The sequence below is a fragment of the Enterococcus sp. SB12 genome, from assembly GCF_030910025.2.
Classification (GTDB): Bacteria; Bacillota; Bacilli; order Lactobacillales; family Enterococcaceae; genus Enterococcus_B; species Enterococcus_B faecium.
On the sequence record NZ_CP175675.1, the window covers coordinates 822187 to 846578 of the forward strand.

Annotated in this window: 23 protein-coding genes; 21 read left to right on the plus strand and 2 right to left on the minus strand. The window is 38.4% G+C overall.

Annotated features, from left to right (window positions below):
* The first annotated feature begins 68 nt into the window (after positions 1–68).
* From RBL01_RS03965 to RBL01_RS03975, 3 genes are all read left to right on the plus strand, one after another.
* Positions 69–497 (plus strand): Fur family transcriptional regulator, encoded by a 429-nt coding sequence (locus RBL01_RS03965; RefSeq protein ID WP_002343631.1) that lies wholly within the window; start codon positions 69–71, stop codon positions 495–497.
* A gap of 161 nt (positions 498–658) precedes the next feature.
* Positions 659–835 (plus strand): 30S ribosomal protein S21, encoded by a 177-nt coding sequence (gene rpsU / locus RBL01_RS03970; RefSeq protein ID WP_002287321.1) that lies wholly within the window; start codon positions 659–661, stop codon positions 833–835.
* A gap of 26 nt (positions 836–861) precedes the next feature.
* Entirely contained in the window at positions 862–1308 is a 447-nt protein-coding gene (locus RBL01_RS03975) for a GatB/YqeY domain-containing protein (protein WP_002291695.1), read from the plus strand.
* Positions 1309–1458: 150 nt separating this feature from the next.
* On the opposite strand, the gene RBL01_RS03980 is transcribed toward RBL01_RS03975, so the two are convergent.
* Both RBL01_RS03980 and brnQ read right to left on the minus strand, forming a co-directional pair.
* Positions 1459–2751, minus strand: coding sequence for an ISL3-like element IS1251 family transposase (locus RBL01_RS03980; RefSeq protein WP_410779639.1), 1293 nt, complete (start codon positions 2749–2751; stop codon positions 1459–1461).
* A gap of 219 nt (positions 2752–2970) precedes the next feature.
* Positions 2971–4350 (minus strand): branched-chain amino acid transport system II carrier protein, encoded by a 1380-nt coding sequence (gene brnQ, locus RBL01_RS03985; protein ID WP_002291696.1) that lies wholly within the window; start codon positions 4348–4350, stop codon positions 2971–2973.
* Positions 4351–5056: 706 nt separating this feature from the next.
* Between brnQ and RBL01_RS03990 the strand changes: the two genes are divergently transcribed.
* The 18 genes from RBL01_RS03990 to RBL01_RS04075 all read left to right on the plus strand — a co-directional run bounded on the left by RBL01_RS03990 (position 5057) and on the right by RBL01_RS04075 (position 24270).
* On the plus strand, positions 5057–6028 hold the full coding sequence (locus RBL01_RS03990) for a PhoH family protein (protein WP_002291698.1): 972 nt from the start codon (positions 5057–5059) through the stop codon (positions 6026–6028).
* Positions 6029–6051: 23 nt separating this feature from the next.
* The gene (locus RBL01_RS03995) at positions 6052–8244 is read left to right on the plus strand and encodes an HD family phosphohydrolase (protein WP_002296158.1); all 2193 of its coding nucleotides are present in this window, start codon (positions 6052–6054) and stop codon (positions 8242–8244) included.
* A gap of 16 nt (positions 8245–8260) precedes the next feature.
* Positions 8261–8737 carry an rRNA maturation RNase YbeY gene (gene ybeY, locus RBL01_RS04000; RefSeq protein WP_002288749.1) on the plus strand — a complete coding sequence of 159 codons (477 nt, stop codon included), beginning with the start codon at positions 8261–8263 and terminating at the stop codon, positions 8735–8737.
* Entirely contained in the window at positions 8721–9116 is a 396-nt protein-coding gene (locus tag RBL01_RS04005; RefSeq protein WP_307781035.1) for a diacylglycerol kinase family protein, read from the plus strand. Before ybeY ends, RBL01_RS04005 begins: the two co-directional genes overlap by 17 nt.
* A 14-nt stretch (positions 9117–9130) precedes the next feature.
* Positions 9131–10030, plus strand: a complete 900-nt coding sequence (era, locus tag RBL01_RS04010; protein WP_002288753.1) for a GTPase Era — start codon at positions 9131–9133, stop codon at positions 10028–10030.
* Positions 10031–10172: 142 nt separating this feature from the next.
* Positions 10173–10985 carry a DNA repair protein RecO gene (gene recO / locus RBL01_RS04015; protein WP_002301248.1) on the plus strand — a complete coding sequence of 271 codons (813 nt, stop codon included), beginning with the start codon at positions 10173–10175 and terminating at the stop codon, positions 10983–10985.
* A 383-nt stretch (positions 10986–11368) separates the two neighbouring features.
* Positions 11369–12286, plus strand: coding sequence for a glycine--tRNA ligase subunit alpha (gene glyQ / locus RBL01_RS04020; protein WP_002340165.1), 918 nt, complete (start codon positions 11369–11371; stop codon positions 12284–12286).
* A gap of 1 nt (position 12287) precedes the next feature.
* Positions 12288–14363, plus strand: a complete 2076-nt coding sequence (gene glyS, locus RBL01_RS04025) for a glycine--tRNA ligase subunit beta (RefSeq protein ID WP_307781034.1) — start codon at positions 12288–12290, stop codon at positions 14361–14363.
* A gap of 401 nt (positions 14364–14764) precedes the next feature.
* Positions 14765–15943, plus strand: coding sequence for an IS256-like element ISEfm2 family transposase (locus RBL01_RS04030; protein ID WP_002324322.1), 1179 nt, complete (start codon positions 14765–14767; stop codon positions 15941–15943).
* A gap of 142 nt (positions 15944–16085) precedes the next feature.
* Complete coding sequence (locus tag RBL01_RS04035) at positions 16086–16865, plus strand: hypothetical protein (RefSeq protein ID WP_307781080.1); 780 nt, start codon at positions 16086–16088, stop codon at positions 16863–16865.
* Between the two features lie 45 nt (positions 16866–16910).
* Entirely contained in the window at positions 16911–17855 is a 945-nt protein-coding gene (locus RBL01_RS04040) for an LCP family protein (RefSeq protein ID WP_002294932.1), read from the plus strand.
* 15 nt (positions 17856–17870) lie between these two features.
* On the plus strand, positions 17871–18650 hold the full coding sequence (locus RBL01_RS04045) for a YveK family protein (protein WP_043952242.1): 780 nt from the start codon (positions 17871–17873) through the stop codon (positions 18648–18650).
* Positions 18651–18661: 11 nt separating this feature from the next.
* Positions 18662–19360 carry a CpsD/CapB family tyrosine-protein kinase gene (locus RBL01_RS04050; protein WP_073462793.1) on the plus strand — a complete coding sequence of 233 codons (699 nt, stop codon included), beginning with the start codon at positions 18662–18664 and terminating at the stop codon, positions 19358–19360.
* A gap of 27 nt (positions 19361–19387) precedes the next feature.
* Positions 19388–20152, plus strand: a complete 765-nt coding sequence (locus RBL01_RS04055) for a tyrosine-protein phosphatase (protein WP_073462791.1) — start codon at positions 19388–19390, stop codon at positions 20150–20152.
* 12 nt (positions 20153–20164) lie between these two features.
* A complete protein-coding gene (locus RBL01_RS04060) occupies positions 20165–21982 on the plus strand; it encodes a nucleoside-diphosphate sugar epimerase/dehydratase (protein ID WP_307781081.1) in 1818 nt (605 codons plus the stop codon).
* 10 nt (positions 21983–21992) lie between these two features.
* Complete coding sequence (locus tag RBL01_RS04065; RefSeq protein WP_008264440.1) at positions 21993–22607, plus strand: sugar transferase; 615 nt, start codon at positions 21993–21995, stop codon at positions 22605–22607.
* Positions 22604–23449, plus strand: coding sequence for an NAD-dependent epimerase/dehydratase family protein (locus tag RBL01_RS04070; RefSeq protein WP_307781082.1), 846 nt, complete (start codon positions 22604–22606; stop codon positions 23447–23449). Before RBL01_RS04065 ends, RBL01_RS04070 begins: the two co-directional genes overlap by 4 nt.
* Positions 23450–23457: 8 nt before the next feature.
* Positions 23458–24270: a glycosyltransferase gene (locus RBL01_RS04075; RefSeq protein ID WP_073462844.1), complete on the plus strand. Its 813-nt coding sequence runs from the start codon at positions 23458–23460 to the stop codon at positions 24268–24270.
* Positions 24271–24392: the final 122 nt, after the last annotated feature.

Sequence of the window (24392 nt, forward strand, 5' to 3'; positions counted from 1 at the left end):
TTTTATGTTTATTATACCATACTCTAGAATGCGTACTTCGTAATCATTTTGATTTGGAGGAATAAGTCATGAAAAAACAGACATTGATCGAACAAACATTAGAAACATTGAAAAATAACGGTTTTAAATATACTAAAAAAAGAGAAGCATTGTTAACTTATTTAGTGAAGCGTAACCGCTACGTATCTGCTAAAGAAGTTTTTGACTATATGAATCAGGAATTCAAAGGGGTAAGTTATGATACGATTTACCGGAATCTCCATGATTTTGCAGAGATCGATTTACTGGAAGAAACCGATTTAAATGGAGAAATGAAGTTTCGTTTTCATTGCTGTCAAGGGGAAATCGGCCATCACCATCACTTTATCTGTACGGTGTGCGGAACAACGAAAGAAATCCATATGTGTCCAATGAATTATTTCGAAGAACAGCTCGGTGGATGTACGATCGAAGGGCATAGATTCGAGATTTTCGGAAGATGTGAAAATTGTCAATAAGGATTTAAATAAAATAACATTTGATAATTTTAAAAAAAAGCAAGATTTCCTTGACGGTCAAAACAGCATTAGATATAATATTCACAGGACAGTCTTGTTTTTTGAGATATATTTCAATAACAATTACGGTTACTTTTTAAGCTCGGAGGGAGGGAATTAACATGTCAAAAACAGTCGTTCGCAAAAACGAATCACTTGACGATGCTCTTCGTCGCTTCAAACGTTCCGTGTCAAAAGCGGGTACTTTACAAGAATCTCGTAAACGTGAATTCTACGAAAAACCAAGTGTAAGACGCAAGAAAAAATCTGAAGCAGCTAGAAAACGCAAAAAATTCTAGTTCTGTGATGAATTGGAGTTGGTAGTGTGTCACTACTAAGTAGATTAAACGATGACATGAAAACAGCGATGAAAGCGAAAGATAAGGAATCTTTACAAGTCATCCGAATGATCAAGTCATCTATACAAAACGAGCAGATTAAAGAAGGTCACGACTTGACAGAAGAAGAAGAATTAACGGTGTTGTCTCGCGAAATGAAACAGCGACGTGATTCTTTGCATGAGTTTGAAGAAGCAGGACGTGACGATTTAGCTGAAAAAGTAAAAAGTGAAATTGTGATAGTCGAAAAATACATGCCGGAACAACTTTCCGACGAAGAAATTCGACAACTTGTTCAAGAAGCAATCACACAAACTGGTGCTTCATCAATGAAAGAATTTGGCAAAGTCATGGGTGCGATCATGCCTAAAGTCAAAGGAAAAGCAGATGGAAACCAAGTAAATGCCATTGTGAAAGAACTATTACAATCTTAATTTTATCATTTAAACTGCGGACAATCATTGTCCGCAGTTTTTTTGTGCTCGTAAAAAAGAAATCTAAAAAGGCTCTTTGTCAAATGATGTTGGTAAAGAGAAATCTTAGAATAATTGGAGATCAAGTGGATCAGTTCCTCTTGATCTTTTTTAGTTGAAAATCAATGCGTTGCCATGACGAATTATGATGCGCAATTTGAAATTATAAAAGCTACGAAAGCCATATGCATTTCGTTTTAACACTTTGATATGGTTGTTCAGACATTCAAGTGGGCCATTTGAATAACTTTGTTGTAAAGCATTTTTGATTTGTGGCAGAAATTTCTGGAACGTTCTCAAGGTCGTCTGATAGCCTTCGGGAAGCATGATATTATTGGTAAGTAGTTCTTCAAACGATACGTAGTCTCGTTCCTTTACAGCGTAAAGAAAGTCTTGATATAACTGATAGCCTACACGCAAAGCAGGGCTCCCTTTCAGTAAGCGATCCACAATATCGGTCTCTGTTAAATGAGCTTTGAAGCCAGGTCGCCAAAGGCGTCGAGTATAATCAAGCTTGCGTTCATCTTTTTGAAGAAGTTTCCAGTATCTTTTTAATTGCTTACCTAATTGATAGTGTTTTTGTTCTTTGCTTTTTAATAGTTGGTTCGTTTCTTTGATTCGATGATTGCGAAAGGTACGACCAATATGTTGGACGATGTGAAACCGGTCAATAATCAGCTGTGCTTTTGGAAACAGCTTTTTAACGAGCGATACATAAGGAGCGTACATATCAATCACGATCCATTCGACCGCTTCACGAATTTCTCGTGAAAAATGACTAAAATAACGTTTTAAAAAAGGCAGTTGTCGGTTCTCGACAATGTCCAATAAGCGCTGTGTTTGTCCATCCATCATGATGAAACTCATAGCACCTGAAACACCCCGAACTGATTTGAATTCATCAAAACAAAGTACCTTAGGTAACGGTGTCCGAAAAGGATTCAACGGACGATAAAATCGCTTCATAATACGGTAAACAGAAGAGACCGATAGATTTTTCTGAGCGGCGATCTCTGTCATTGAGGTATTTTTTTTCAGACGAGTCACGACAGACCAGCGGACTTTCTCACTGATGAAACAATGTTTTTTCGCAACAGAAGTATCTGCGACAAAGGTCCGCTGACAAGCTTTGCATTTGAAGCGTTGCTTTTTCAATTCGAGGTAGGTACGGTATTCAGAAACATCGTTCATTAACAACCGGACGGTTGTTGTACCCCAACGCACAATATCTGAAGCAATCTGGTGTTTACAGTGGATGCATTCTTGGGCTGTATAAATCAAGTTTCCACGATAAATATGACAGATTTGCCCTTTGTATTTTTCTTTTGTGAGACAATTTTCGTTAAAAGTAACTGATAAGTCTAGAATATCTAATGTTTCTTTGATAAGGTGAGTGTAAGACATCTTGATTCCTCCTTTTGGGTTGGTTCGCCAAATTAATTCTAAAGGATTTCAAGGTGTCTTTTCTATATGTTTTGGAAAATAAAAAAGATGCTGGTGTCATCCACCAACATCAAAAAGTATAGAGCCTCTAAAAAATAGCTAGACAAAAGAATAGGATTCTTTCATCTAGCTGGTTTTTTCCTGTTTAATATTTCTTATGTTAAATTGTGTTTGATCTGGTTATTCTTCTGGTAGTTCATTTGCTTCTTGTTTATACCCTGATAGGCGATAGGCGTAATAGAAGAGTAAGCTGCCAGCGTAACCAAGTAACGTTGGGACCATCCAGCCAAGTCCTAATGCAGCAAAAGGAACGTGATGATGATAAAATTCGAGCATGCTTGCTACAACTCTTTGTTGACTCACTAAAGCAGGCGAATTTGCCAGCATATCCAATACGGCGGGAACAGCAGCAAACAACATCGTTACTTGATAGACAAATGGTGTCTTTTGGAAAAATTTTGCTGTTAAGGAAAGCAAGATCAACGCAAGCGACAATGGATACAAAAGCATCAACACTGGTAAAGACCATTGGATGATATTGTCCAAACCAGCATTTGCAACGACAAAAGAGACGAAAGTCGTTAACCGCAGCCATGTCATATAACTGACTTTAGGGAACAGTTTATGGAAATCTTGTGCAAAAGAAACAACGAGTCCCATAGCGGTAGTGAAGACACCTAATGTGACCATCACTCCTAAGAAGCTAGCGCCGAAGTTACCTAAATAAAAATTAGTGATCTGAGAAAGTGCAGTTCCGCCATTTTCTGATAAAGACATCTTATTCAAACTCATCGCACCGAGAAGAACAAGTCCAAAATAGATCATGACTTCTAGCGCAACGCTCAGGCTACCAGCTTTTGCTGTTAATTCTGTGACTTTTTTATCTTTGAAACCAAGGTCACGGACTGCATGGACAAAAGTGACACTTAAGGCAAGCAAGGCTACTGCATCAACCGTGTTATAACCTTCTAGGACACCATTTGTTAAAGCGTTTGTTTGGTAAGTATCTGCAGCAGATTGATTTAGATTTCCCATTGGGTGGAATAAAGAAACGACAAAAATGATTGCTAATAATGCAAGAAACAAGGAGTTTAGATACTTTCCGACGTATTTGACCAACCGTGTGGGATGGACAGTAAGGAAATAAGCAAGTAAAAAGAAAAGAGCAGAGAATAAAAACATACCTAATGAATTATATTTTTCAGGCAAAAATGGTTTAGCAGCCATTTCAAAAGCAGTAGCAGCTGTCCGTGGTGTACCGAAAAATGGTCCGATCGTCAAATGAACAAGGATTAAGAACAAGGCAGCATACCATTTTCCGACAGGTTTAGCTAAGTCATACAGACCATCACTTTTTGTCACTACTACAGCTAAGATAGCTAGTAATGGGAAAAGAGCGCCTGAGATGGCAAATCCTACGCCAGCACTGACCCAGTTTGCGCCAGCCATTTGACCTAAGTGGACAGGAAAGATTAGATTACCTGACCCGAAAAACATCCCGAAGATAAGTGAACTGACCATCAATAGTTGTTTCCATGAATAAGTTTTTGTTTCTTCCATAAATTTTTCCTCCAATAATTATCATTTTGATTGACGATATAAACGTTGCAGCAATTAGTAATGCCACTAATATCAGATTCCATGAAAACCACCACCTTAAAATATAAAAAAAAGCCCTTTTCCACTTGGGAAAAGGGCTCTAGATTCTAGAACGGTACCACCTTTTTTCGCTTAAAAAAGCTTCTTCATTCACGGACGCTTTTTGCTAAAGTTATCCGCTAGCCTGATAATGGAGGCAGCCACAATGATCTACGTTTTCGACATTGACTCGGAAATGATGTTCGTCTATTCGATTTATTGTCATTTCTCACTTACATGACTCACTGGGAATAAATCGTTGAATAGCCTACTGTTTTCCTCGACGCTTTGCTGTATGTTTATTTGTTGACGTAATAATACACCTGTTTTTTTTGAAATGCAAGAATATTTTAACTATTTTGTTTTCTTTTTTTGAAACAAGAAAAATACCTAGAGAATACCTGCTGAATGAAACGGAATATTTTGTTCTCCACTTTCATATAACTTACATTCTCAGCTTCTTTTTATCAAAACGAGACCTTTAGCGAATGGAAACGGCTATTTTTTAACGTTTCTTGGTACGTATGGTTAAGAGCCTCTTTTACAACCTTTTCTTATTTGCTATATAGTTTCTTCTGAGTATGGTAAAATAGGAAAGAATGAATCGAAAAAAAGGGGATGTCTATTTTTGACGGAAGAGTCTAGTTCTTTAGAGATTAGATTGACAGCTGCTGATGATGTCAGCATGCTTTTAGGTGCACACGACAAGCATATAAAACTGATTGAAGAAACAACAGAAACAACCATCCATACACGTGGAGAAATCATTCAGATCATTGGTGAACAATCCCAGATTTCCTTGGCTGCCTCAGTCATTCGGACATTGCAGGAATTGATCAAACGAGGAATCCATGTAAGTACACCAGATGTCGTGACGGCACTGAAAATGGGGCAAAAAGGTACATTAGATTATTTTGTTGAGATGTATGAGGAAGAGATCGTCAAAGACCGTAATGGAAAACCTATACGGGTAAAAAACAGCGGCCAAAAGAAATATGTTGAATCGGTAGCCAAACATGATATCGTATTTGGCGTAGGACCAGCCGGGACAGGAAAAACGTTTCTTGCCGTAGTATTAGCAATCGCTGCCTTGAAAAAAGGTGAAGTGCAAAAAATCATTTTGACGCGGCCTGCTGTGGAAGCAGGGGAAAATCTAGGCTTTCTTCCTGGGGATCTGAAAGAAAAAGTGGATCCTTATCTGCGGCCTGTTTATGATGCTTTATACCAAATTTTTGGATTGGATCATACGAACCGATTGATGGAACGAGGCGTAATCGAAATCGCACCTTTAGCTTACATGCGGGGGCGAACATTGGATGATGCATTCGTTATCTTGGACGAAGCACAAAACACGACAGTCGCTCAGATGAAAATGTTCTTGACCCGTCTCGGTTATCAATCAAAAATGATTGTCAATGGGGATACAAGTCAGATAGACTTGCCTCGAGGGACGACAAGTGGTCTTGTTCATGCAGAACGAACATTAAAGCAAATCAAGAAAATCGATTTTGTTAATTTTGAAGCAAGTGACGTTGTTCGGCACCCTGTAGTTGCCGAAATCATCAAAGCTTATGAAAAGGCAGATCTCCATCAAGAATAAGCTTTGCTTAGGAGGATAAGCACATGTTGAATAAAACACTGCAGAAACTACAAGAAAAACTTGGAAAGGCAGCATTGCCTTTCCTGCTGTTCTTGTTTTTTATCATTATCTGCGGCGTTACATTTAGTAGTGTCAAACAAAAGGCCAATGATTTCAGAGAAGGCCAAGTAGCAGAAGAAAGTATCCGTGCGAACAAAACGATCGAGAACACGGAAGAAACCGAACAAAAAAGAAAACTGGCAGCAGAAGCAGTCACTCCAGAATACACTTACCAAAAAGATCTTGCAGATGACCAGAACAATCGGATCAAGCAACTATTTGAATTGATCGATAAGACGAATGATGCCATCAACAAATCTTATGACGAAAAGATTGATAAGGCAAAGGAAGATGAAAATATCCCAAAGCCTACTACAGAAGAGCGGATCGCCGCGCTGAAGAAAAATTTTGAAAATGTGAATGCAGAAAATGTTGCGTTTTATCAAAAACTACCGAACAATTTTTATTCGACGATATTTGAAATGACTGAAACTGAGATTCATACTGTGAGGGATGAGAGTCTGAAGCTCATTGACGAACAGATGAGCAAACAAGTTCGTGAAAGCGAATTGGAAGCTTTTAAACAAGAAGCAGAAGAGCAAATCCAATATTTGAATGTCACACCAGCACAACAACAAATGATTCGCTACTTAGTGGATCAAGGTATCGTAGTGAATGACGTATTGAATGAGAAAAAGACAGAAGAATTGAAACAATCCGCACGAGAAGCTGTACAACCAGTGATGATCTTCCAAGGAGAAATCATTGTTCGTGAAGGTAATCAAATTGATGCTTCAGCTATGAAAAAATTGGAATTACTAGGACTGACTAATCAAACAACTTCGATTTTTCCGCTAATTGCCATGGTTTTAGCTGTTTTGCTTCAAATCGGCGTACTGATTTATAATTCACTTCAATTCCAAAATGCAGGAGAAAGAACAAAATACGTGCTTTTCTATGTGACAGCTATGTCAGTCAGCATAGTGCTGATGAAATTTTTCCAATTATTCCAAACGGAACAAGCTACTTATATCCCGCTATTTTATCCCGCTGCTTTTGCACCACTTGTTTTAAGCTTTTTCTTGAATCGAAGAGCAGGGATCATGGCTGGTATTTTCCAAGCAGTATCCGCACTTTTCATTTTTTATGATTCGATTGGCACGAACTTTCTAACGATTATCTTGATGTCTTATGTTTTCTCTGGGCTCATGGCAACGATTGTCAGACGCAAACGGATCTCAGAACAAGGATTATCTGCTGCCATGTGGGTCATTATTTTTCCTGTGATGATGGATGTCATTTTGATCGTCTATCAAGGAATGAGCTTTGGTGATGCAACGACTTGGTTAATGCTCGTATGCGGGTTCACTGGTGCACTCTTCTCATTCTTGCTGACGATCGGTCTACACCCATATATTGAATTGATGGTCAATGATGACAGTGTAATTGTATTAAATGAACTCAGCAATCCAAATCATCCTTTATTGAAACAGTTGCTGGAAGAAGCGCCAGGTACTTATCATCATAGTATGATGGTAGCTAATCTAAGTGCTAACGCTGTAGCAGAAATCGGCGGACGTTCTTTGCTAACTCGAGTAGCTTGCTATTATCATGATATCGGCAAGATCAAACATGCTAGCTTTTTCGTTGAGAACTTGCCTTCAGGAGCGGAAAACCCGCACAATTTCTTATTGCCAGAAGACAGTAAACATATTATCTTTGGACATGTGACAGATGGAGCCAAAATATTGGAAGATTATAATATGCCGCAAATGGTGATCGATATTTGCAAACAGCATCATGGAACCACGCTAATGCGTTATTTCTACATCAAAGCGAAAGAACGCAATCCGGAAGTAACAGAAGAGCAATTCCGTTATCCTGGACCAAAACCGCAAAGTCGTGAAGCAGGGATCGTCAATATTGCTGACAGTTGTGAGGCTGCAGTACGGGCAATGGATCATCCGACGAGCGAAAAAATCGAAAGTTTTGTCCATAATCTTATCGAAGAGCGTATTTCCGATGGTCAATTAGACGATAGTGGACTGACCTTGAAAGAAATCCGAAAAGTGGAAAAATCATTGATCAGCGGTTTAAGTAGCACCTTCCATTCTCGGATCAAATATCCTAAAATGAAAACAGAAGTTGAGAAGATAAAGGAAGAACAAGAAGAATAGAAAGAAGCGATGTATAATGGATATTACCTTTATGGATGAAACAAACCAAGTCTCAGAAGAGAAAATGAAAGAAATCGATGACTTGCTGCAATTTGCAGCATCTTATTTAAAGCTGCCAGAGGAAACAGAAATGTCTGTTACTTTCATGGACAATGCGGCAATCCAAGTAATCAATCGTGATTACCGTGGAAAAGATGCACCGACAGACGTCATCAGTTTTGCTCTGGAAGAAGAAGGCGAAGACGAAATCCCAGTGATTTTTGAAGATGGAGAGAATCCATTGCCTCGTGTACTAGGAGACATCATGATCTCTATTGAACGTGCTGCTGAACAAGCAGAAGCTTACGGCCATTCATATGATCGGGAACTTGGCTTTTTAGCGGTACATGGATTCTTGCATATCAACGGGTATGACCATATGACACCAGAAGATGAGAAAGAAATGTTTGGTTTACAGAAAGAGATCTTGGATGCCTATGGACTCAAAAGATAAAAACGTAGAGAAAAACAAACATTTCCTGATGTCCGTGGAATTTGCTGTCCAAGGAGTCAAAACCGTTTTTGACGAAGAACGCAATATGAGGAAACATGTTGCGTTCGGTATCCTTGCTTTATTTATGGGCGTGATTTTCCAACTTGATCGGATAGAGTGGTTATGGCTGCTTTTAGCTGTTTTTCTCGTTTGGATAGTAGAGATCATCAATACTGTTTTTGAAAATGTAGTGGACATGTTTACGGATTTTCATTTTCATCCGATTGGGAAAAAAATCAAAGATATGGCAGCTGGAGCAGTTTTAGTGACCGCTTGTTTTGCTGTCATCATTGGGTTGATTTTATTTGTCCCTAAAATATATCATTTGTTGTTTAATTAAAAAGGAGAACGTATATGCCAGAACATAAATCAGGGTTTGTCGCAATCGTCGGCCGCCCGAATGTAGGAAAATCCACATTATTGAACCGAATCGTGGGTCAAAAAATTGCCATTATGAGTGACAAGGCACAGACAACTAGAAATAAAATCCAAGGAGTATATACTACACCAGAAGCTCAGCTGATTTTTATAGATACACCAGGAATCCATAAACCAAAGCATCGTCTAGGAGATTTTATGGTAGAAGCAGCTTACAGTGCGTTGAAAGAAGTGGATGCAGTCTTATTTATGATCAGTGCTGATCAAAAACGCGGCCGGGGAGACGATTTTATTATTGAACGTCTAAAAAACGTGCATTCTCCTGTTTATCTGATTATCAATAAAATCGATAAGATCCATCCAGACGAGTTGCTGGGAATCATCGAAGATTATTCGACGCAGATGCCTTTTGCACAAGTGATTCCGATCTCTGCTACAGAAGGAAACAATGTCGAACGCTTAATGGATGTATTAGTCAGTGAAATGCCAGAGGGCCCACAATATTTTCCAGATGATCAAGTGACTGATCATCCTGAATACTTTATCGTTTCTGAATTGATCCGTGAGAAAGTCTTGTTTTTAACACGAGACGAAGTGCCTCATTCTGTCGCAGTCGTTGTTGATTCGATGAAGCGAAACGAGAATGATAAAATCCATATCCAGGCCACGATCATCGTCGAAAGAGATAGCCAAAAAGGAATCATTATCGGCAAAGGCGGAAAAATGCTGAAGCAAGTAGGAACGAAAGCAAGAAAGGATATCGAAAATCTTTTAGGAGACAAAGTATTTCTAGAACTTTGGGTCAAAGTCCAAAAAGACTGGCGAGACAAAAAAGTCTATCTGCAAGACTTTGGCTACCGAAAAGACGAATACTGATATTCTGAACTTCTTATAGATTAAGTATAGAAATAAACTGGATAAAAATCCGCACGTTGAGAAAAACGGCGGAAGATCGTAACATAAATAATCTGGATCGGCAGAATCTGCTTTTCCAGATTTATTTTTTAGGAGGGAGAATATGAGCCAGCTTGCAGAATCGAAAGGCTTGATTTTATCTAGCCGTAATTACAAAGAAAAAGATAAATTAGTCAAAATCTTTACGGAATCTTCTGGCAAAATGATGTTTTATATCAAAGGAATCCATCGGCAAAATCAGCCATTAGCTCCGGCTTTGCTCCCCTTTACCGAAGCAGTCTATATCGGTAATTTTCGAAGTGAAGGTTTGTCGTTTTTAAGCAGTGTCAAAGACGTCCATGCGTTTCGGAACATCCAAGAAGATATCTTTTTGAGCGGTTATGGTACGTATTTGCTAAATCTAGTAGATGCAGCAATCGAAGATCATCAATATGACCCGCATTTATTCCAATTTACGCAACAAGCTCTGCAGCGGATGGACCAAGGAGATGATGCAGAAATCATCACGAATATCTTTGAAGTTCAAATACTGCAACGCTTCGGAATCGCGCCAATTTGGACGCACTGTGTCGTATGCGGGGAAACAAAAGGAAAATTTGACTATTCTTCCAAATATGGCGGTGTGATATGCGAGAAACACTGGCCAATGGACGAACACCGTTATCATGCAGATCCTCGCGCTGTTTATTTCGTTCGAATGTTTTCGGCTATTTCTTATGATAAGATCAGTGGAATCCACTTGAAAGAAGAAACGAAGCAGGCAATTCGTGACCTCATTGACCAGTTGTATGATGAATATGTCGGTATTCATCTAAAAAGCAAAAAGTTCATTGATCAAATGAAGTCTTGGGCACACGTATTAAAGACGCCAGAGAAAAATATGCCTGAAAAAGAGATACCTGAAAAAGAAGAATAAATGAAAGATACAACAAAAAAATCGAAACTATTTGACAAATACAGGGACTTCCGTCTATTATTAACCGTAGATTAAATAGATCGTTCACTGAGAGGATCTATTATACAAACAAGAAAACTGCAAAATGAATACGTACATTGACCAAGATCAGTAAAAAACACGTGGTTTAGCGAGTTCGGGAGAGTGGAAGCCGGACCCAAACGATTTTTGAAGAGGCACTTGCGAGTACGATAAATGAAGCTGCCGAATCTTTATTCGGAAGTAGGGTGGAACCGCGAAATTATTCGTCCCTATGTCTGTAATCAGACATAGGGACTTTTTGTCGTTTTCTTTCCTGTATTCTTATTGACAGCAACGCTTAAAAATTGAAAGGGGCAAAACAGATGAGTAAAAAATTGACCGTCCAAGATATGATTTTAACATTACAAAAATTTTGGTCATCAAACGGCTGCATGCTGATGCAAGCTTATGATACAGAAAAAGGAGCAGGTACGATGAGCCCATATACATTCTTACGGGCAATCGGACCGGAACCATGGAATGCTGCTTATGTAGAGCCATCCCGCCGACCAGCTGACGGGCGTTATGGAGAAAACCCAAACCGTTTGTATCAGCATCATCAATTTCAAGTCGTAATGAAACCTTCACCTGAAAATATCCAAGAGCTTTATTTAGAAAGCTTGCGTCTTTTAGGAATTGATCCATTAGAACACGATATTCGTTTTGTTGAAGACAACTGGGAGAACCCATCGATGGGGTGTGCCGGTGTGGGTTGGGAAGTATGGCTTGATGGGATGGAGATCACACAATTCACGTACTTCCAGCAAGTCGGAGGACTACCTTGTAAACCAGTTACTTCTGAGATCACTTATGGACTAGAACGTCTTGCTTCATATATTCAAGAAGTTGAAAGTGTCTATGATCTGGAATGGGCTGATGGTGTGAAATATGGCGAGATCTTCAAACAACCAGAATATGAACATTCCAAATATTCTTTTGAAGTAAGCGACCAAGACTTGCTACTAAGCAACTTTGACCGTTTTGAAAAAGAAGCTAAACGCTGTATCGATGAAAATCTTGTTCATCCAGCGTATGATTATATTTTGAAATGTAGTCATACATTCAATTTATTAGATGCTCGCGGTGCAGTATCCGTAACAGAGCGTGCAGGTTATCTTTCCCGTATCCGCAACATGGCTCGTGCTGCAGCCAAAATCTTTGTGGCAGAACGCGAAAAATTAGGATTCCCTTTATTGAATAAAAACACAGCAAATCCAGAAAACATGAAGGAGGCTGAATAAGATGGCAAAAGACTTATTACTTGAAATCGGGCTGGAAGAAATGCCTGCTCATGTTGTCACACCAAGCATGAAACAATTAGAAGAAAAAACAGCAAAATTTTTAGATGAAAACCAATTGACTTATGATACGATTGAAACATTTTCTACACCGCGCCGTTTAGCAATCAAAGTAACAAACATTCCAGAACGTCAAGCAGACAGTGAAGAAGAAGTCAAAGGACCAGCCAAAAAAATTGCTTTGGACGCAGATGGAAACTGGACGAAAGCAGCGGAAGGATTTGTCCGCGGACAAGGTCTGACGACAGATGCTATCACTTTTAGAGAATTAAAAGGCGTGGAATATGTCTATGTAACGAAATACACTCACGGCAAAGAAGCAAAAGAAGTATTGACAGGTTTAGCAGATGTCATTAAAAGCCTCACTTTCCCAGTAACGATGCACTGGGCAGAATACGATTTTGAATATATCCGCCCTATTCACTGGATTGTGGCATTGTTAGATGGCGAAATAATCCCGTTTGAGATCTTGGATATCAAAACAGACAGAGCTTCAAGAGGTCATCGTTTCTTAGGCGAAGATGTGACATTTGCGCATGCAAAAGAATACGAAGAAAAATTAAATGAACAATTTGTTATTGCTTCACCACAAAAAAGAAAAGAAATGATCATCACACAAGCAAACGAATTAGCAGAAAAAAATCACTGGATCATTGATCTAGACGAAGATTTACTAGAAGAAGTCAACAATCTAGTCGAATATCCAACTGTCTTTTCTGGCGACTTCGAAGAAAAATATCTATCTGTTCCTGAAGAAGTACTAGTCACTTCTATGAAAGAACATCAACGTTATTTCGAAGTACGGAACGATCAAGGTATGTTGCTTCCTCATTTTATTTCTGCTCGTAATGGCGATCGGGTAAAATTGGAAAATGTGGTACGAGGCAATCAAAAAGTATTGACTGCTCGTTTGGAAGATGCGGAATTCTTTTATAATGAAGACAAGAAAGCTTCAATCGACCAATACGTTGAAAAATTAAAAACTGTTACTTTCCATGAAAAAATCGGTAGCATCTACGAGAAAATGCAACGGGTACAAGTCATCGCCCGCATCATAGGCGAGCAAGTAAGACTATCTGAGGAAGAATTGATGGATCTGCAACGCGCTGCTGAAATCTATAAATTTGATCTAGTAACCAACATGGTAGGAGAATTCCCTGAACTACAAGGGATCATGGGAGAAAAATATGCTCTGCTTAAAGGCGAGAAACCAGCCGTAGCAACAGCAATCCGTGAACATTACATGCCTATATCCAGTGAAGGAGATCTACCTGAGACTACAGTAGGTTCTGTTTTAGCGATTGCTGATAAATTAGATAGTATCTTTTCTTTCTTTGCAGTTGGGATGATCCCAAGTGGCTCAAACGATCCATATGCTTTGCGCCGTCAAGCATATGGTGTCGTTCGAATCATCGAATCGAAAAAATGGGCCTTTCCTTTATCTGTTCTGCAAGAAACGATTAGTGAAGTTATCAGTAAAGATGCGGATCGTTTTGGCATTGGCTTGTCAGCGGGACAACAACAGGTGATCGACTTTATCAAAGGCCGTCTGCGCCAATTATTGACAACGAAGAATATTCGTCATGATGTCATCGAAGCTGTTTTGAACGCAGAACAAAAAGATCTGACAAAAGTATTTGCAGCAGCACAATTGTTCAAGCAGCATCTTGCAGATGAAGACTTCAAACCATCGATGGAAGCTTTGACACGTGTCGTGAACTTAGCGAAAAAAGCGGAGCTTGAAAAACAATCAGAAGTAGACCCTGAACTGTTCGAAAACGAAGCGGAGAAAGAACTGTACAAAGCAGTAGAGGGAATGAAAACAAGCTTTGCTGACCAAACGATCAACGAAAATTATGATCAGCTTGTAAGCCTTCGCCCACTGATCGAAAATTATTTTGATCAGACGATGGTCATGGCAGAAGAACCAGCAGTACGTAAGAACCGATTAACGCAATTAAATCAAATTGCTGCCATGGCTTTGTCACTAGCAAGTTTAGATCAAATCATCACAAAATAATTTCTAATATGTAAATAAACCAGAGAACAGGCACAAAATAGGCTATTTCTCTGGTTTATTTGTTATAAATATAAATAACTATTATTAATTCAATGTTAATTTTTTTGTTATTTTATTTTTTGTGTAACTTTTAAAAACAACTATGAAAATTAAGGAAATAAAAATGAAATCAATTAATTGTTATCTTATTAATGTTTTATTTACTTTTAAATCGTAAATTGCCCTAGTCAAGAAAACAGTTTGTGGTATGATTATATAGGGAAAACTTGTTTATAAATATTTCTGTGAATATATTAGTTTAATTATGGAGAGTGTAAAATATTTTGTGTAAATAGAAAAAAGGAAGTCCCTTCTGTAGAATAGAGTTACCACAACACATTCACAGAAAAGAGGACTTCCATATGAACGATTTTACTACAGAAATTCTAAAGACTCTAGCGAACAAAGGCGATTTGAATGAATTATTCCGTGTCCATTTGGAAAAAGCTGTCAATACGCTTCTCAAAACGGAGTTAACGGCTTTCCTCGATTACGAAAAGTACGATCGCATTGGTTTTAACACGGGTAATTCTCGTAACGGCTCCTATGACCGTACGGTCAAGACCGAGTACGGGGAACTTCATCTCCAGATTCCGCGCGACCGCAACGGCGAGTTCAAGCAACAGACTGTTCCTGCTTATAGACGGACGAATGATACCTTAGAGGAGACCGTCATTCACCTCTTCCGAAAAGGTATTACCATGTCGGAAATCGCAGACTTGATTGAGAAAATGTATGGGCATCACTACACGCCCCAAACCATGTCCAACATGACTAAAGTGCTGACTGAAGAAGTAAATGCATTTAAAGTTAGAACTCTAAATGATAAGTATGTCGCTATTTTCATGGATGCTACTTATATTCCTTTAAAACGGCAAACCGTCTCCAAAGAAGCAATCTATATTGCCATTGGTATACGAGAAGACGGCACTAAAGAAGTACTAAGTTATGCGATTGCCCCGACTGAATCGACCTACGTTTGGAATGAGTTGTTACAGGACATTTACTCCAGAGGGGTTCATGATGTCTTACTGTTTATTACCGATGGCTTAAAAGGCATGAAAGATACGATTCACCAGATTTATCCTAAAGCTAAATACCAACATTGCTGTGTTCACGTTTCCCGTAATATTGCTCATAAAGTACGTGTCAAAGATCGAAAAGAAATCTGTGATGATTTTAAGGCTGTTTATCAAGCTAGCTCAAAGGAAGAGGCAAATACCTTTTTAGGGAGTATGATTGAGAAGTGGCAGAAAACTTATCCTAAAGTGACGCAGTCACTGATAAAAAATCAAGATTTATTGACTTTTTATGAGTTTCCGCCTGGTATCCGCCGAAGCATTTACTCAACTAATTTAATCGAATCTTTCAATAAACAAATCAAGAAATACAGCCGCAGAAAAGAGCAGTTTCAAAATGAAGAATCACTAGAGCGTTTCCTAGTATCCATCTTTGATACATACAATCAAAAATTCTTAAATAGAAGCCATAAAGGCTTCCAACAAGTGACGGATACATTAGCTTCAATGTTTACTGAGTAACCCATTATTTTGCAGAAGGACGAGTTATTTACACAAAATTATTGACGCTCCCTAATTATGTTTTTTAAAATAAAAAGCTGTCATTTTTATGTAAGTGAATTATATCTTAATTTATCTATCATCAATACTTAGGAGTGAATCTATGGAAAAGCCATTCGTCAAGTCATTGACTGCTGTGGCGGTAGGTGCAGGTGCTATTGTGATCTGTTTGTTTGGTTACCATATCAATAATCAGCGGCAACATCAGCAACGGATCAATTATGCAGAATCTGCCATCACCAATCAAAAAGACACCTTGACTTCTTTATCGAAAGAAGTAGACAAGCTGTATAGTACAAAAGAAAAAATTTTTCTAAACCCTGAAATAACAGAAGAAACAATTACAAGTTTGTCCAATAAGCTATCCTCTGTCAAACTTTCAGCAGATGATTACGACATCAAAGAATCAGAATTGCCTAAAGAAGCTGTTGCAATCCAAGATGAGAAGAAAGCAATCGTGACACAGTTAGATAGTGCAGAATCAAAACTGAAGATCCAGACAGCTGTCAACGATTTATTTACTAAAAATGTATCAAACTGGCAGCAAGCTGTAGACGATGTCATCATCAAAGAAAAGGTGACAAGTGCAGATGTCGCTCGTGTACGTGAAAATATGAGCTTTTTTAAAGATAGTCCTTGGAAAACGGTTGTTATGCAATATCTAGGATTCGCTGATACCCAGATCGCGCAAGTCACGCAACTAGATCAGTTATTCGATACGATGTTAAAGGATGGTCAAGTGACTGCCACCGCTACTTACGATCAATATTTGACGGCGCTCAGTCAAATAGAGCAGATCCGGAATGAAAAAATAAGCGCAGCATACGCAACAAAAGCACAAACTGTTGCTCAGCAAATGGGTTATAGCAATATAAGCTATTGACAGTTAAAGCGTTGATTCAAGCAAGGTTAGCAAACGGAGGAAACTATGGCAAGACGAAGAAGAAAATCAAGAGGGAAAAAAATATTTCTGATTATTTTAGCAGTTCTTATCGTATTAGTATTAGCAATTGTAGGAGTAGGAGCAAAATTATATCTGGATCTCTCACATTCTATTGAGAAAACTTACGAATCAGTGGAACGAACCCAAGGAGAACGAACGAAACCAGTTGATCTGGACAAACAAGAATCTTTCTCTGTTCTATTGATGGGGATTGATACTGGAGATTTAGGTCGGGTCGATCAAGGAAGATCAGATACGATGATGGTTGCCACAGTCAGTCCTGAAGACAAACAGACAACGATCGTCAGCATTCCTCGAGATACGTATGTTGACATCGTAGGTCGTGACACGAAAGACAAGATCAACCACGCTTACGCATTCGGCGGAGCTGCCATGGCGATGGATACCGTACAAAAATATGTAGACATCCCAATCGATCACTATGTCTCTATCAATATGAAAGGGCTAAAGGAACTCGTTGATGCAGTTGGTGGTATCGAAGTCAATAATGACCTCACTTTCTCACAAGATGGCTATGACTTTACAATCGGTAAAATCACATTGAACGGGGATCAGGCATTATCTTATTCTCGTATGCGTTATGAAGATCCAAATGGTGACTATGGTAGACAAGAGCGTCAAAGAAAGATCGTAGAAGGCGTAGCAAAAAAAGTATTGAGTCTAAATGGTGTCAGCAACTATCAATCCGTTTTGAATGCTCTAGAGTCGAATATGAAAACAGACATGAGCTTTGATGAAATGAAAAAAATCGCTTTAGATTATCGGGAGGCATTTGGTACGATCAAGCAAGATCAGCTGCAAGGAGAAGGCTTCATGCAAGATAATATCTCCTATCAAAAAGTCAGTGATCAAGAACTTGATCGTGTGAAAAAAGAATTAAAAGATCAAATGAATCTAGAGAATAAATAGGAAAGTGGAGAAAAAATGGAAGAGACAATCAGCTTGAAAGAAATTTTTGAAACATTACGCAAACACTTGGTAACAATCATCATCTCAATGTTTGCTGGCTTGGCCATCTCAGGAATCGTGACGTTTTTCATCTTGACACCAAAATACAGTTCACAAGCACAATTGATCGTGACACTGCCACAATCAGACACAGCAAATGTCAATGATGTCAATACGAACCTGCAAATGATCAATACGTATAAAGATATGATCGTCAGTGATCTAGTGCTAAATGAAGTCAAAGACCGTTTAGAGACAGAAGACAATGTGAAAATGACTGCTGGACAAATCAAGGATGCCATCTCAGTCAATCAGTCAGAAAACTCACAAATGTTCTCGATCCAGGCAATAAGCACGAATGCAGTGACTGCTCAACAGATCGCTAATACAACTTCACAAGTTTTCCAAGAGAACGCAAAAGACGTGATGAATGTCGATAAAATCTCGATCATCTCAGGTGCAGTTGCCAATACGACACCTGTTTCGCCAAATAATAAATTGAATCTAGTGATTGGCTTAATATTAGGAATGATGGTAGGCGTAGGTTTGGCATTCTTATTCGAATTACTTGATCGAACAGTGAAAGATGAAAAATATGTGACGGATACATTAGGATTCCCAATCTTAGGAACAGTTCCAGAAATGTCAGCGAAAGAATTGAACGCTGGTATCCGTAAAAAAGGATCAGCTCCTGCACGACCAAAAGCTACAAACGATAAAACAGCCCCATCACGCAGAAGCCGCTCAAGAGTCTAGGAGGAAGAAAAATGGCACGAACACAGAAACAAAAAGCAGCACAAACTCATGCAGTCAGTTTGATCACATTAACAAACCCATCTTCACCAATCGCCGAACAATATCGTACGATCCGGACGAATATCCAATTTGCCTCCGCAGATGGTCAGCAAATCAAAACGATTGTCGTGACTTCATCAGGTCCTGGAGAAGGAAAATCCACCACTTCAGCAAACATTGCAGTCGTTTTTGCTAAATCCGGTCAACGGGTTCTACTAGTCGATGCAGATTTACGTAAACCCGTCGTCTATGAAACATTCCAGTTGAGTAATGCCAGTGGTTTAAGTACAGCACTTAGTTCATCAGGAAGTGTAGCAGATGTGATCCAACGAACGCCAGTCGAGAACTTGTCGATTTTGCCTAGTGGACCTAAGCCACCCAACCCATCAGAATTGTTAAGCTCGCCAAGAATGGATCAGATCCTTGCCGAAGCAAGACAGTTATTTGACGTGGTGATATTCGATATGCCACCAGTAGTAGCCGTAACAGATGCACAGATCATGTCTTCAAAAACGGATGGCACTTTATTGGTCGTACGTGAAAATACATCACGTAAAGAATCCTTGACTAAAGCAAAAGAACTGCTGGAGATGGCACAAGCACGAGTTTTAGGTGTTGTGTACAACGGAGCAGAACATAGCAAAGATGCTGGTTATTACTACGGAAATTAAGGAATAAGAAGAGAGGAGACAAGAGAAATGATCGATCTACATTGCCATATCCTACCAGGAATCGATGACGGGGCAGAAAACTTAGAAGCAAGTATTGCAATGGCTGAAAAAGCGATTCAGCAAGGCATTACGCATATTTTATGCACACCACACCACAATAATGGAAAATACAGCAATGAAAAATCACAAGTCATTTCTCTAGTCGCTTCGTTACAAGCCGAATTAGAGAAAAGACAGTTGCCTTTGACGTTATTGGAAGGACAAGAAGTACGTATTACCGGAACGCTCATCGAAGACATCAACCGAGATGAAATTTTATTTACAGATTTAGATGATACATATCTTCTGATCGAATTTCCGACACTGGAAGTGCCGTTATATGCAGAACGGCTTTTTTTTGAGTTGTTAGAACTAGGAAAGACACCAGTGATCGTCCATCCAGAACGTAACGCGCATTTTCGTAAAGACCCGAATCATTTGCTTCCATTCCTAGATATGGGATGTTTGGCCCAACTTACTGCGCCAAGTTATGTTGGGGTATTTGGCAAAGACATCCAGAAAACAGCCAAAACAATGGTCAAACATAATCTCGTGCAGATGGCTGCTTCTGATGCCCATGGGGTATCTAAGCGCACCTTTTACTTAAAAGAGTGCTATGAGCAGATTGCCAAGGACTTTGGTAAGGAAAAAGTAGTACAGATGAAACAAGTCGCAAAGGATCTGACCAACGGGGATGAAATCAGTTATCCAGTCTATGAAGAGGTAAAAAAGAAGAAGTTTGGTTTATTTTAGGGGGAATGTAGGGTGTTTGTATTAACAAGAAGAAGAAAAATTGCCACATTGGTATTTGTGGACAGCTTGTTGTTGATTGCTGCGAATATTGCAGCAGCTAAATTCATGAAGCCGTTTGTAGCTATACCAATGGACCTTATTTTAATCTCTATCGGTTTGTCGATTGGTTTTTATTTATTTTATGGTAGTTTATTCAAAGTTTTCACTCGGATCAATCGCTATACAAATTTAAGAGAAATCATTGCGATTTTTAGTTCACTATCTGCAAGTGCTGCCTCAAGTATCTTCATACTGCTGTTTATTAATCGGCAATACAGTTTACGGTTAGTTATCTTTGCTTATCTGCTTTCGCTCTTATTGATCATCGGTAGCCGATTGATCTGGCGTATCTACATCGAAACAAAAAACATGAGATACGTATCAGCGGATTCTGCTAAAAATACATTGATTGTTGGTGCTGGCGAAGGAGGGCGTATTTTATACAACAGCTTTCTTGGATCCAAAACGGCTCAAGATATCCATGTTGTCGGGTTTGTAGATGATGATCCAAATAAAAGAAATACGTATCTTTCAGGAAAAAAAGTATTAGGTGCATTAAAAGATATTCCGGAATTGATTGAAAAATATGACATTCAAATGGTAACGATCGCTATCCCTTCCTTATCAAGAAAAAAATTACGAAGAATCTTCGAGTTAGTCGAATCCGCTCGTGTAAAAGTCAACACGATGCCTTCTATAGAAGAACTTGCTTCAGGAAAAATTAGCGTATCAAAATTAAAAACAATTGACGTAGTGGATTTACTGGGAAGAGATGAGGTAAAGCTGGATATTGAATCCATCAAAGATCAGATCACAGACAAAGTCATTCTTGTCACCGGCGCAGGAGGATCGATCGGTTCAGAAATCTGTCGGCAAATCATTCAATTCAATCCTGCAAAGCTATTGCTTTTAGGACATGGGGAGAACTCGATCTACTTGATTGACCGTGAGTTACGCACGCATCATCAAAATTGTCCTACAGAAATCGTACCGATCATCGCAGATATCCAAGATCGCGAGAAAATCAATGAGATCATGAAACAATATCATCCAGATATCGTCTACCATGCAGCTGCTCATAAACATGTACCACTGATGGAATATAATCCAAAAGAAGCAGTCAAAAACAATATTTTCGGTACAAAAAATGTAGCAGAAGCAGCCAAAGCAGCAAGAGTGAAAAACTTCGTCATGGTATCGACAGATAAAGCTAACAATCCTCCAAACGTCATGGGTTCAACAAAACGAATCGCTGAAATGATCGTGACTGGATTGAATGAAGAAGGCTGTACGAAATTCTCAGCTGTCAGATTTGGGAATGTCCTTGGTTCTCGCGGTAGTGTGATTCCAGTATTCAGAGAACAAATTGCTAAAGGTGGTCCAATCACTGTAACAGACTTTCGTATGACCCGATACTTCATGACGATTCCTGAAGCGAGTCGTTTAGTTATTCAATCTGGCGCATTAGCAAAAGGTGGCGAAATTTTTATTTTAGATATGAGTGAACCAGTGAAGATTGTAGACCTAGCCAAAAACATGATCCGATTGAGCGGGTATAGCGAAGACGAAATCGAAATCATTGAAACAGGTATCCGTCCAGGGGAAAAACTATATGAAGAACTATTGTTGGATAAGGAAAGAAATGATGAAGCAGTTTATGAGAAAATCTTTGTAGGAAACATCAAAGGTTACTCAATACAAAAAGTGATGGATTTTGTCAAGAGCCTGCCGCAAGAAGATGAACAATTGGCTAAAGATATCGTCACTTTTGCAAATGCTTCAAATAAGTAGGGGGAGTAAAGTGTATAAAGACGGTTTAAAAAGAGGAATAGATTTTTTATTATCTTTAGCTGGTATCATCGTATTGTCACCGATTCTTTTGATTTTATGTTTAGCTATCAAAATCGATTCAAAAGGTCCAGTCATCTTTAAACAAAAACGGGTAGGAAAAAACAAGACCCATTTTTATATCTATAAATTTCGGACAATGAAAGTAGATACACCGAAAGAAACACCAACTCATTTGTTATCAAATCCTGACTTTTTTATTACACGAGTAGGAAAATTTCTTAGAAAAACAAGTCTGGATGAACTACCGCAATTATTTAATATATTAAAAGGGGACATGGCAGTCATCGGACCACGTCCAGCGCTATGGAACCAATATGATTTGATTGAAGAGCGAGACAAGTACCACGCAAATGATATCCGTCCAGGACTAACAGGCCTAGCACAAATCAGTGGACGTGATGAATTAGAAATCGAATATAAAGCACGTTTAGATGGACAATACACATCAAATATCACGCCATTGATGGATCTAAAATGCTTTTTTGGAACCATAATTTCCGTCTTCAAAAGCGACGGTGTTGTCGAAGGCGGAACTGGTTCGGTGAAAAAGGAGGATGCAAAATGAAAAAGATCCTGATTACTGGTGCAAACAGCTATATCGGTACATCCTTCAAAAAATGGATGACACAATTTCAAGACGAGTATCAAATCGACACTTTAAGTGTACGAGGAGATGTGTGGAGAGAACATGACTTTTCGGGCTATGATACGGTCTTTCATGTAGCAGGTATCGCGCACGCAGATGTATCGAAAGTAAGCGAAGAAACAAAGCAGCTCTATTATGCGGTCAACCGAGACCTTGCGATTGAGACCGCAAAAAAATATAAACAAGATCTATCAGGAAAAAAGGGCCAATTCATTTATATGAGCTCCATCATTATTTATGGAGAAGAAACAAACATCAACAAAAAACGTATAATCACACCAGATACCAAACCAAACCCTTCTAATTTCTATGGTGACAGCAAACTTCAAGCGGAGATTGGCTTACAACCATTAGATGATGTTACTTTCCATATTGTTATTTTACGTCCGCCAATGATCTATGGACCGGGGAGTAAGGGAAACTATCAACAATTGGTGAAGTTGGCAAATAAATTACCTATTTTTCCTGATGTAAAAAATGAACGATCAATGCTCCATATTGATAAGTTGTCTGAGTTTGTCAAAGAACGCATTGATGCTCAAGACAGTGGTGTATTTTACCCACAAAATGATCAATATGTTCGCACAAGTCATATGGTGAGAGACATTGCTCAAGAAAATGGAAAAAAAATTTACCTTTTCTCTTATATGAATTGGGCAATACGCTTACTCGGATATGTACCAGGAAAAATCGGGCGATTGACGAATAAGGCGTTTGGAAATTTGGTGTATGATATAAAAACCAATAAGGAGAGACTATAGTGAAATTAATGTATTCTGTTTTGATGTCTTTATATCGCAAAGAAAATGCTAGTTTTTTAAAAACTAGTATTCTAAGTATTATAAATCAGACTGTCATGCCTTCTGAAATTGTAATAGTTATTGATGGTCCAATAACAGATGAATTAGAAGATTGTTTGCAGTATTTTTTAAAAAGGTACAATACACTATTTAAAATAGTTAGACTTCCTCACAATATTGGATTAGGTTTAGCACTAAATGAAGGACTAAAAGTTTGCTCCAACGAATTAGTTGCTAGAATGGATACCGATGATATTTCTCTTATAGATCGGTGTGAGAAGCAACTAAATGAATTTAATAAGAATCCAAATCTAGTAATGGTTGGAACGAATGTTGATGAGTTTTATGACACACCTGATAATATAACTTCTACTAGAAAAGTTCCATCTGATTATGAAGGTATAAAAAAATTCATTAAAACCAGAAGCCCATTTAATCATCCTACCGTAATGTATAAAAAAAGTGAAATATTAAAACTCGGAGGATATAATGATATAAAGAGAAAAGAAGACTACGACTTATTTATGAGAATGGTAGTAAATAAAATGTATACTATTAATATTCCTGAATCTCTACTATTGTTTAGATCAAATTACTCTGCCTATAAGAGAAGAACAAGTTTAGAGAATTGTATGAGCTATATCAAAGTGAGTCATGGATTCTTTAAAAAAAGATATATAAAAGTACATGACTTTATATATGTGACAATTACACAAATTGCTATGTTTATATTGCCATTTAAGATAGTTGATTATTTTACTAAGAAAAAGTTAAGAGGCTGAATAAGAAAATTAATATGCTAGTATAAATTTTAGAGAAAAAGAGTTGATTATTTAGATTTTTATTGGAAGATATTCAATAAAAAATATATATAGAAAGGAAACATGATTCATGTTATGAGAGT

What these genes read in the sequence shown, in the direction of transcription:
- RBL01_RS04040 (WP_002294932.1), top strand. Translation starts at nt 16,911, where the DNA reads ATGGCAAGACGAAGAAGAAAATCAAGAGGGAAAAAAATATTTCTGATT.
- glyS (WP_307781034.1), top strand. Translation starts at nt 12,288, where the DNA reads ATGGCAAAAGACTTATTACTTGAAATCGGGCTGGAAGAAATGCCTGCT.
- RBL01_RS04030 (WP_002324322.1), top strand. Translation starts at nt 14,765, where the DNA reads ATGAACGATTTTACTACAGAAATTCTAAAGACTCTAGCGAACAAAGGC.
- rpsU (WP_002287321.1), top strand. Translation starts at nt 659, where the DNA reads ATGTCAAAAACAGTCGTTCGCAAAAACGAATCACTTGACGATGCTCTT.
- RBL01_RS03965 (WP_002343631.1), top strand. Translation starts at nt 69, where the DNA reads ATGAAAAAACAGACATTGATCGAACAAACATTAGAAACATTGAAAAAT.
- era (WP_002288753.1), top strand. Translation starts at nt 9,131, where the DNA reads ATGCCAGAACATAAATCAGGGTTTGTCGCAATCGTCGGCCGCCCGAAT.
- RBL01_RS04005 (WP_307781035.1), top strand. Translation starts at nt 8,721, where the DNA reads ATGGACTCAAAAGATAAAAACGTAGAGAAAAACAAACATTTCCTGATG.
- RBL01_RS04055 (WP_073462791.1), top strand. Translation starts at nt 19,388, where the DNA reads ATGATCGATCTACATTGCCATATCCTACCAGGAATCGATGACGGGGCA.
- RBL01_RS03980 (WP_410779639.1), bottom strand. Translation starts at nt 2,751, where the DNA reads ATGTCTTACACTCACCTTATCAAAGAAACATTAGATATTCTAGACTTA.
- RBL01_RS04045 (WP_043952242.1), top strand. Translation starts at nt 17,871, where the DNA reads ATGGAAGAGACAATCAGCTTGAAAGAAATTTTTGAAACATTACGCAAA.
- ybeY (WP_002288749.1), top strand. Translation starts at nt 8,261, where the DNA reads ATGGATATTACCTTTATGGATGAAACAAACCAAGTCTCAGAAGAGAAA.
- RBL01_RS04050 (WP_073462793.1), top strand. Translation starts at nt 18,662, where the DNA reads ATGGCACGAACACAGAAACAAAAAGCAGCACAAACTCATGCAGTCAGT.
- RBL01_RS04070 (WP_307781082.1), top strand. Translation starts at nt 22,604, where the DNA reads ATGAAAAAGATCCTGATTACTGGTGCAAACAGCTATATCGGTACATCC.
- recO (WP_002301248.1), top strand. Translation starts at nt 10,173, where the DNA reads ATGAGCCAGCTTGCAGAATCGAAAGGCTTGATTTTATCTAGCCGTAAT.
- RBL01_RS03995 (WP_002296158.1), top strand. Translation starts at nt 6,052, where the DNA reads ATGTTGAATAAAACACTGCAGAAACTACAAGAAAAACTTGGAAAGGCA.
- RBL01_RS04035 (WP_307781080.1), top strand. Translation starts at nt 16,086, where the DNA reads ATGGAAAAGCCATTCGTCAAGTCATTGACTGCTGTGGCGGTAGGTGCA.
- glyQ (WP_002340165.1), top strand. Translation starts at nt 11,369, where the DNA reads ATGAGTAAAAAATTGACCGTCCAAGATATGATTTTAACATTACAAAAA.
- brnQ (WP_002291696.1), bottom strand. Translation starts at nt 4,350, where the DNA reads ATGGAAGAAACAAAAACTTATTCATGGAAACAACTATTGATGGTCAGT.
- RBL01_RS04075 (WP_073462844.1), top strand. Translation starts at nt 23,458, where the DNA reads ATGTATTCTGTTTTGATGTCTTTATATCGCAAAGAAAATGCTAGTTTT.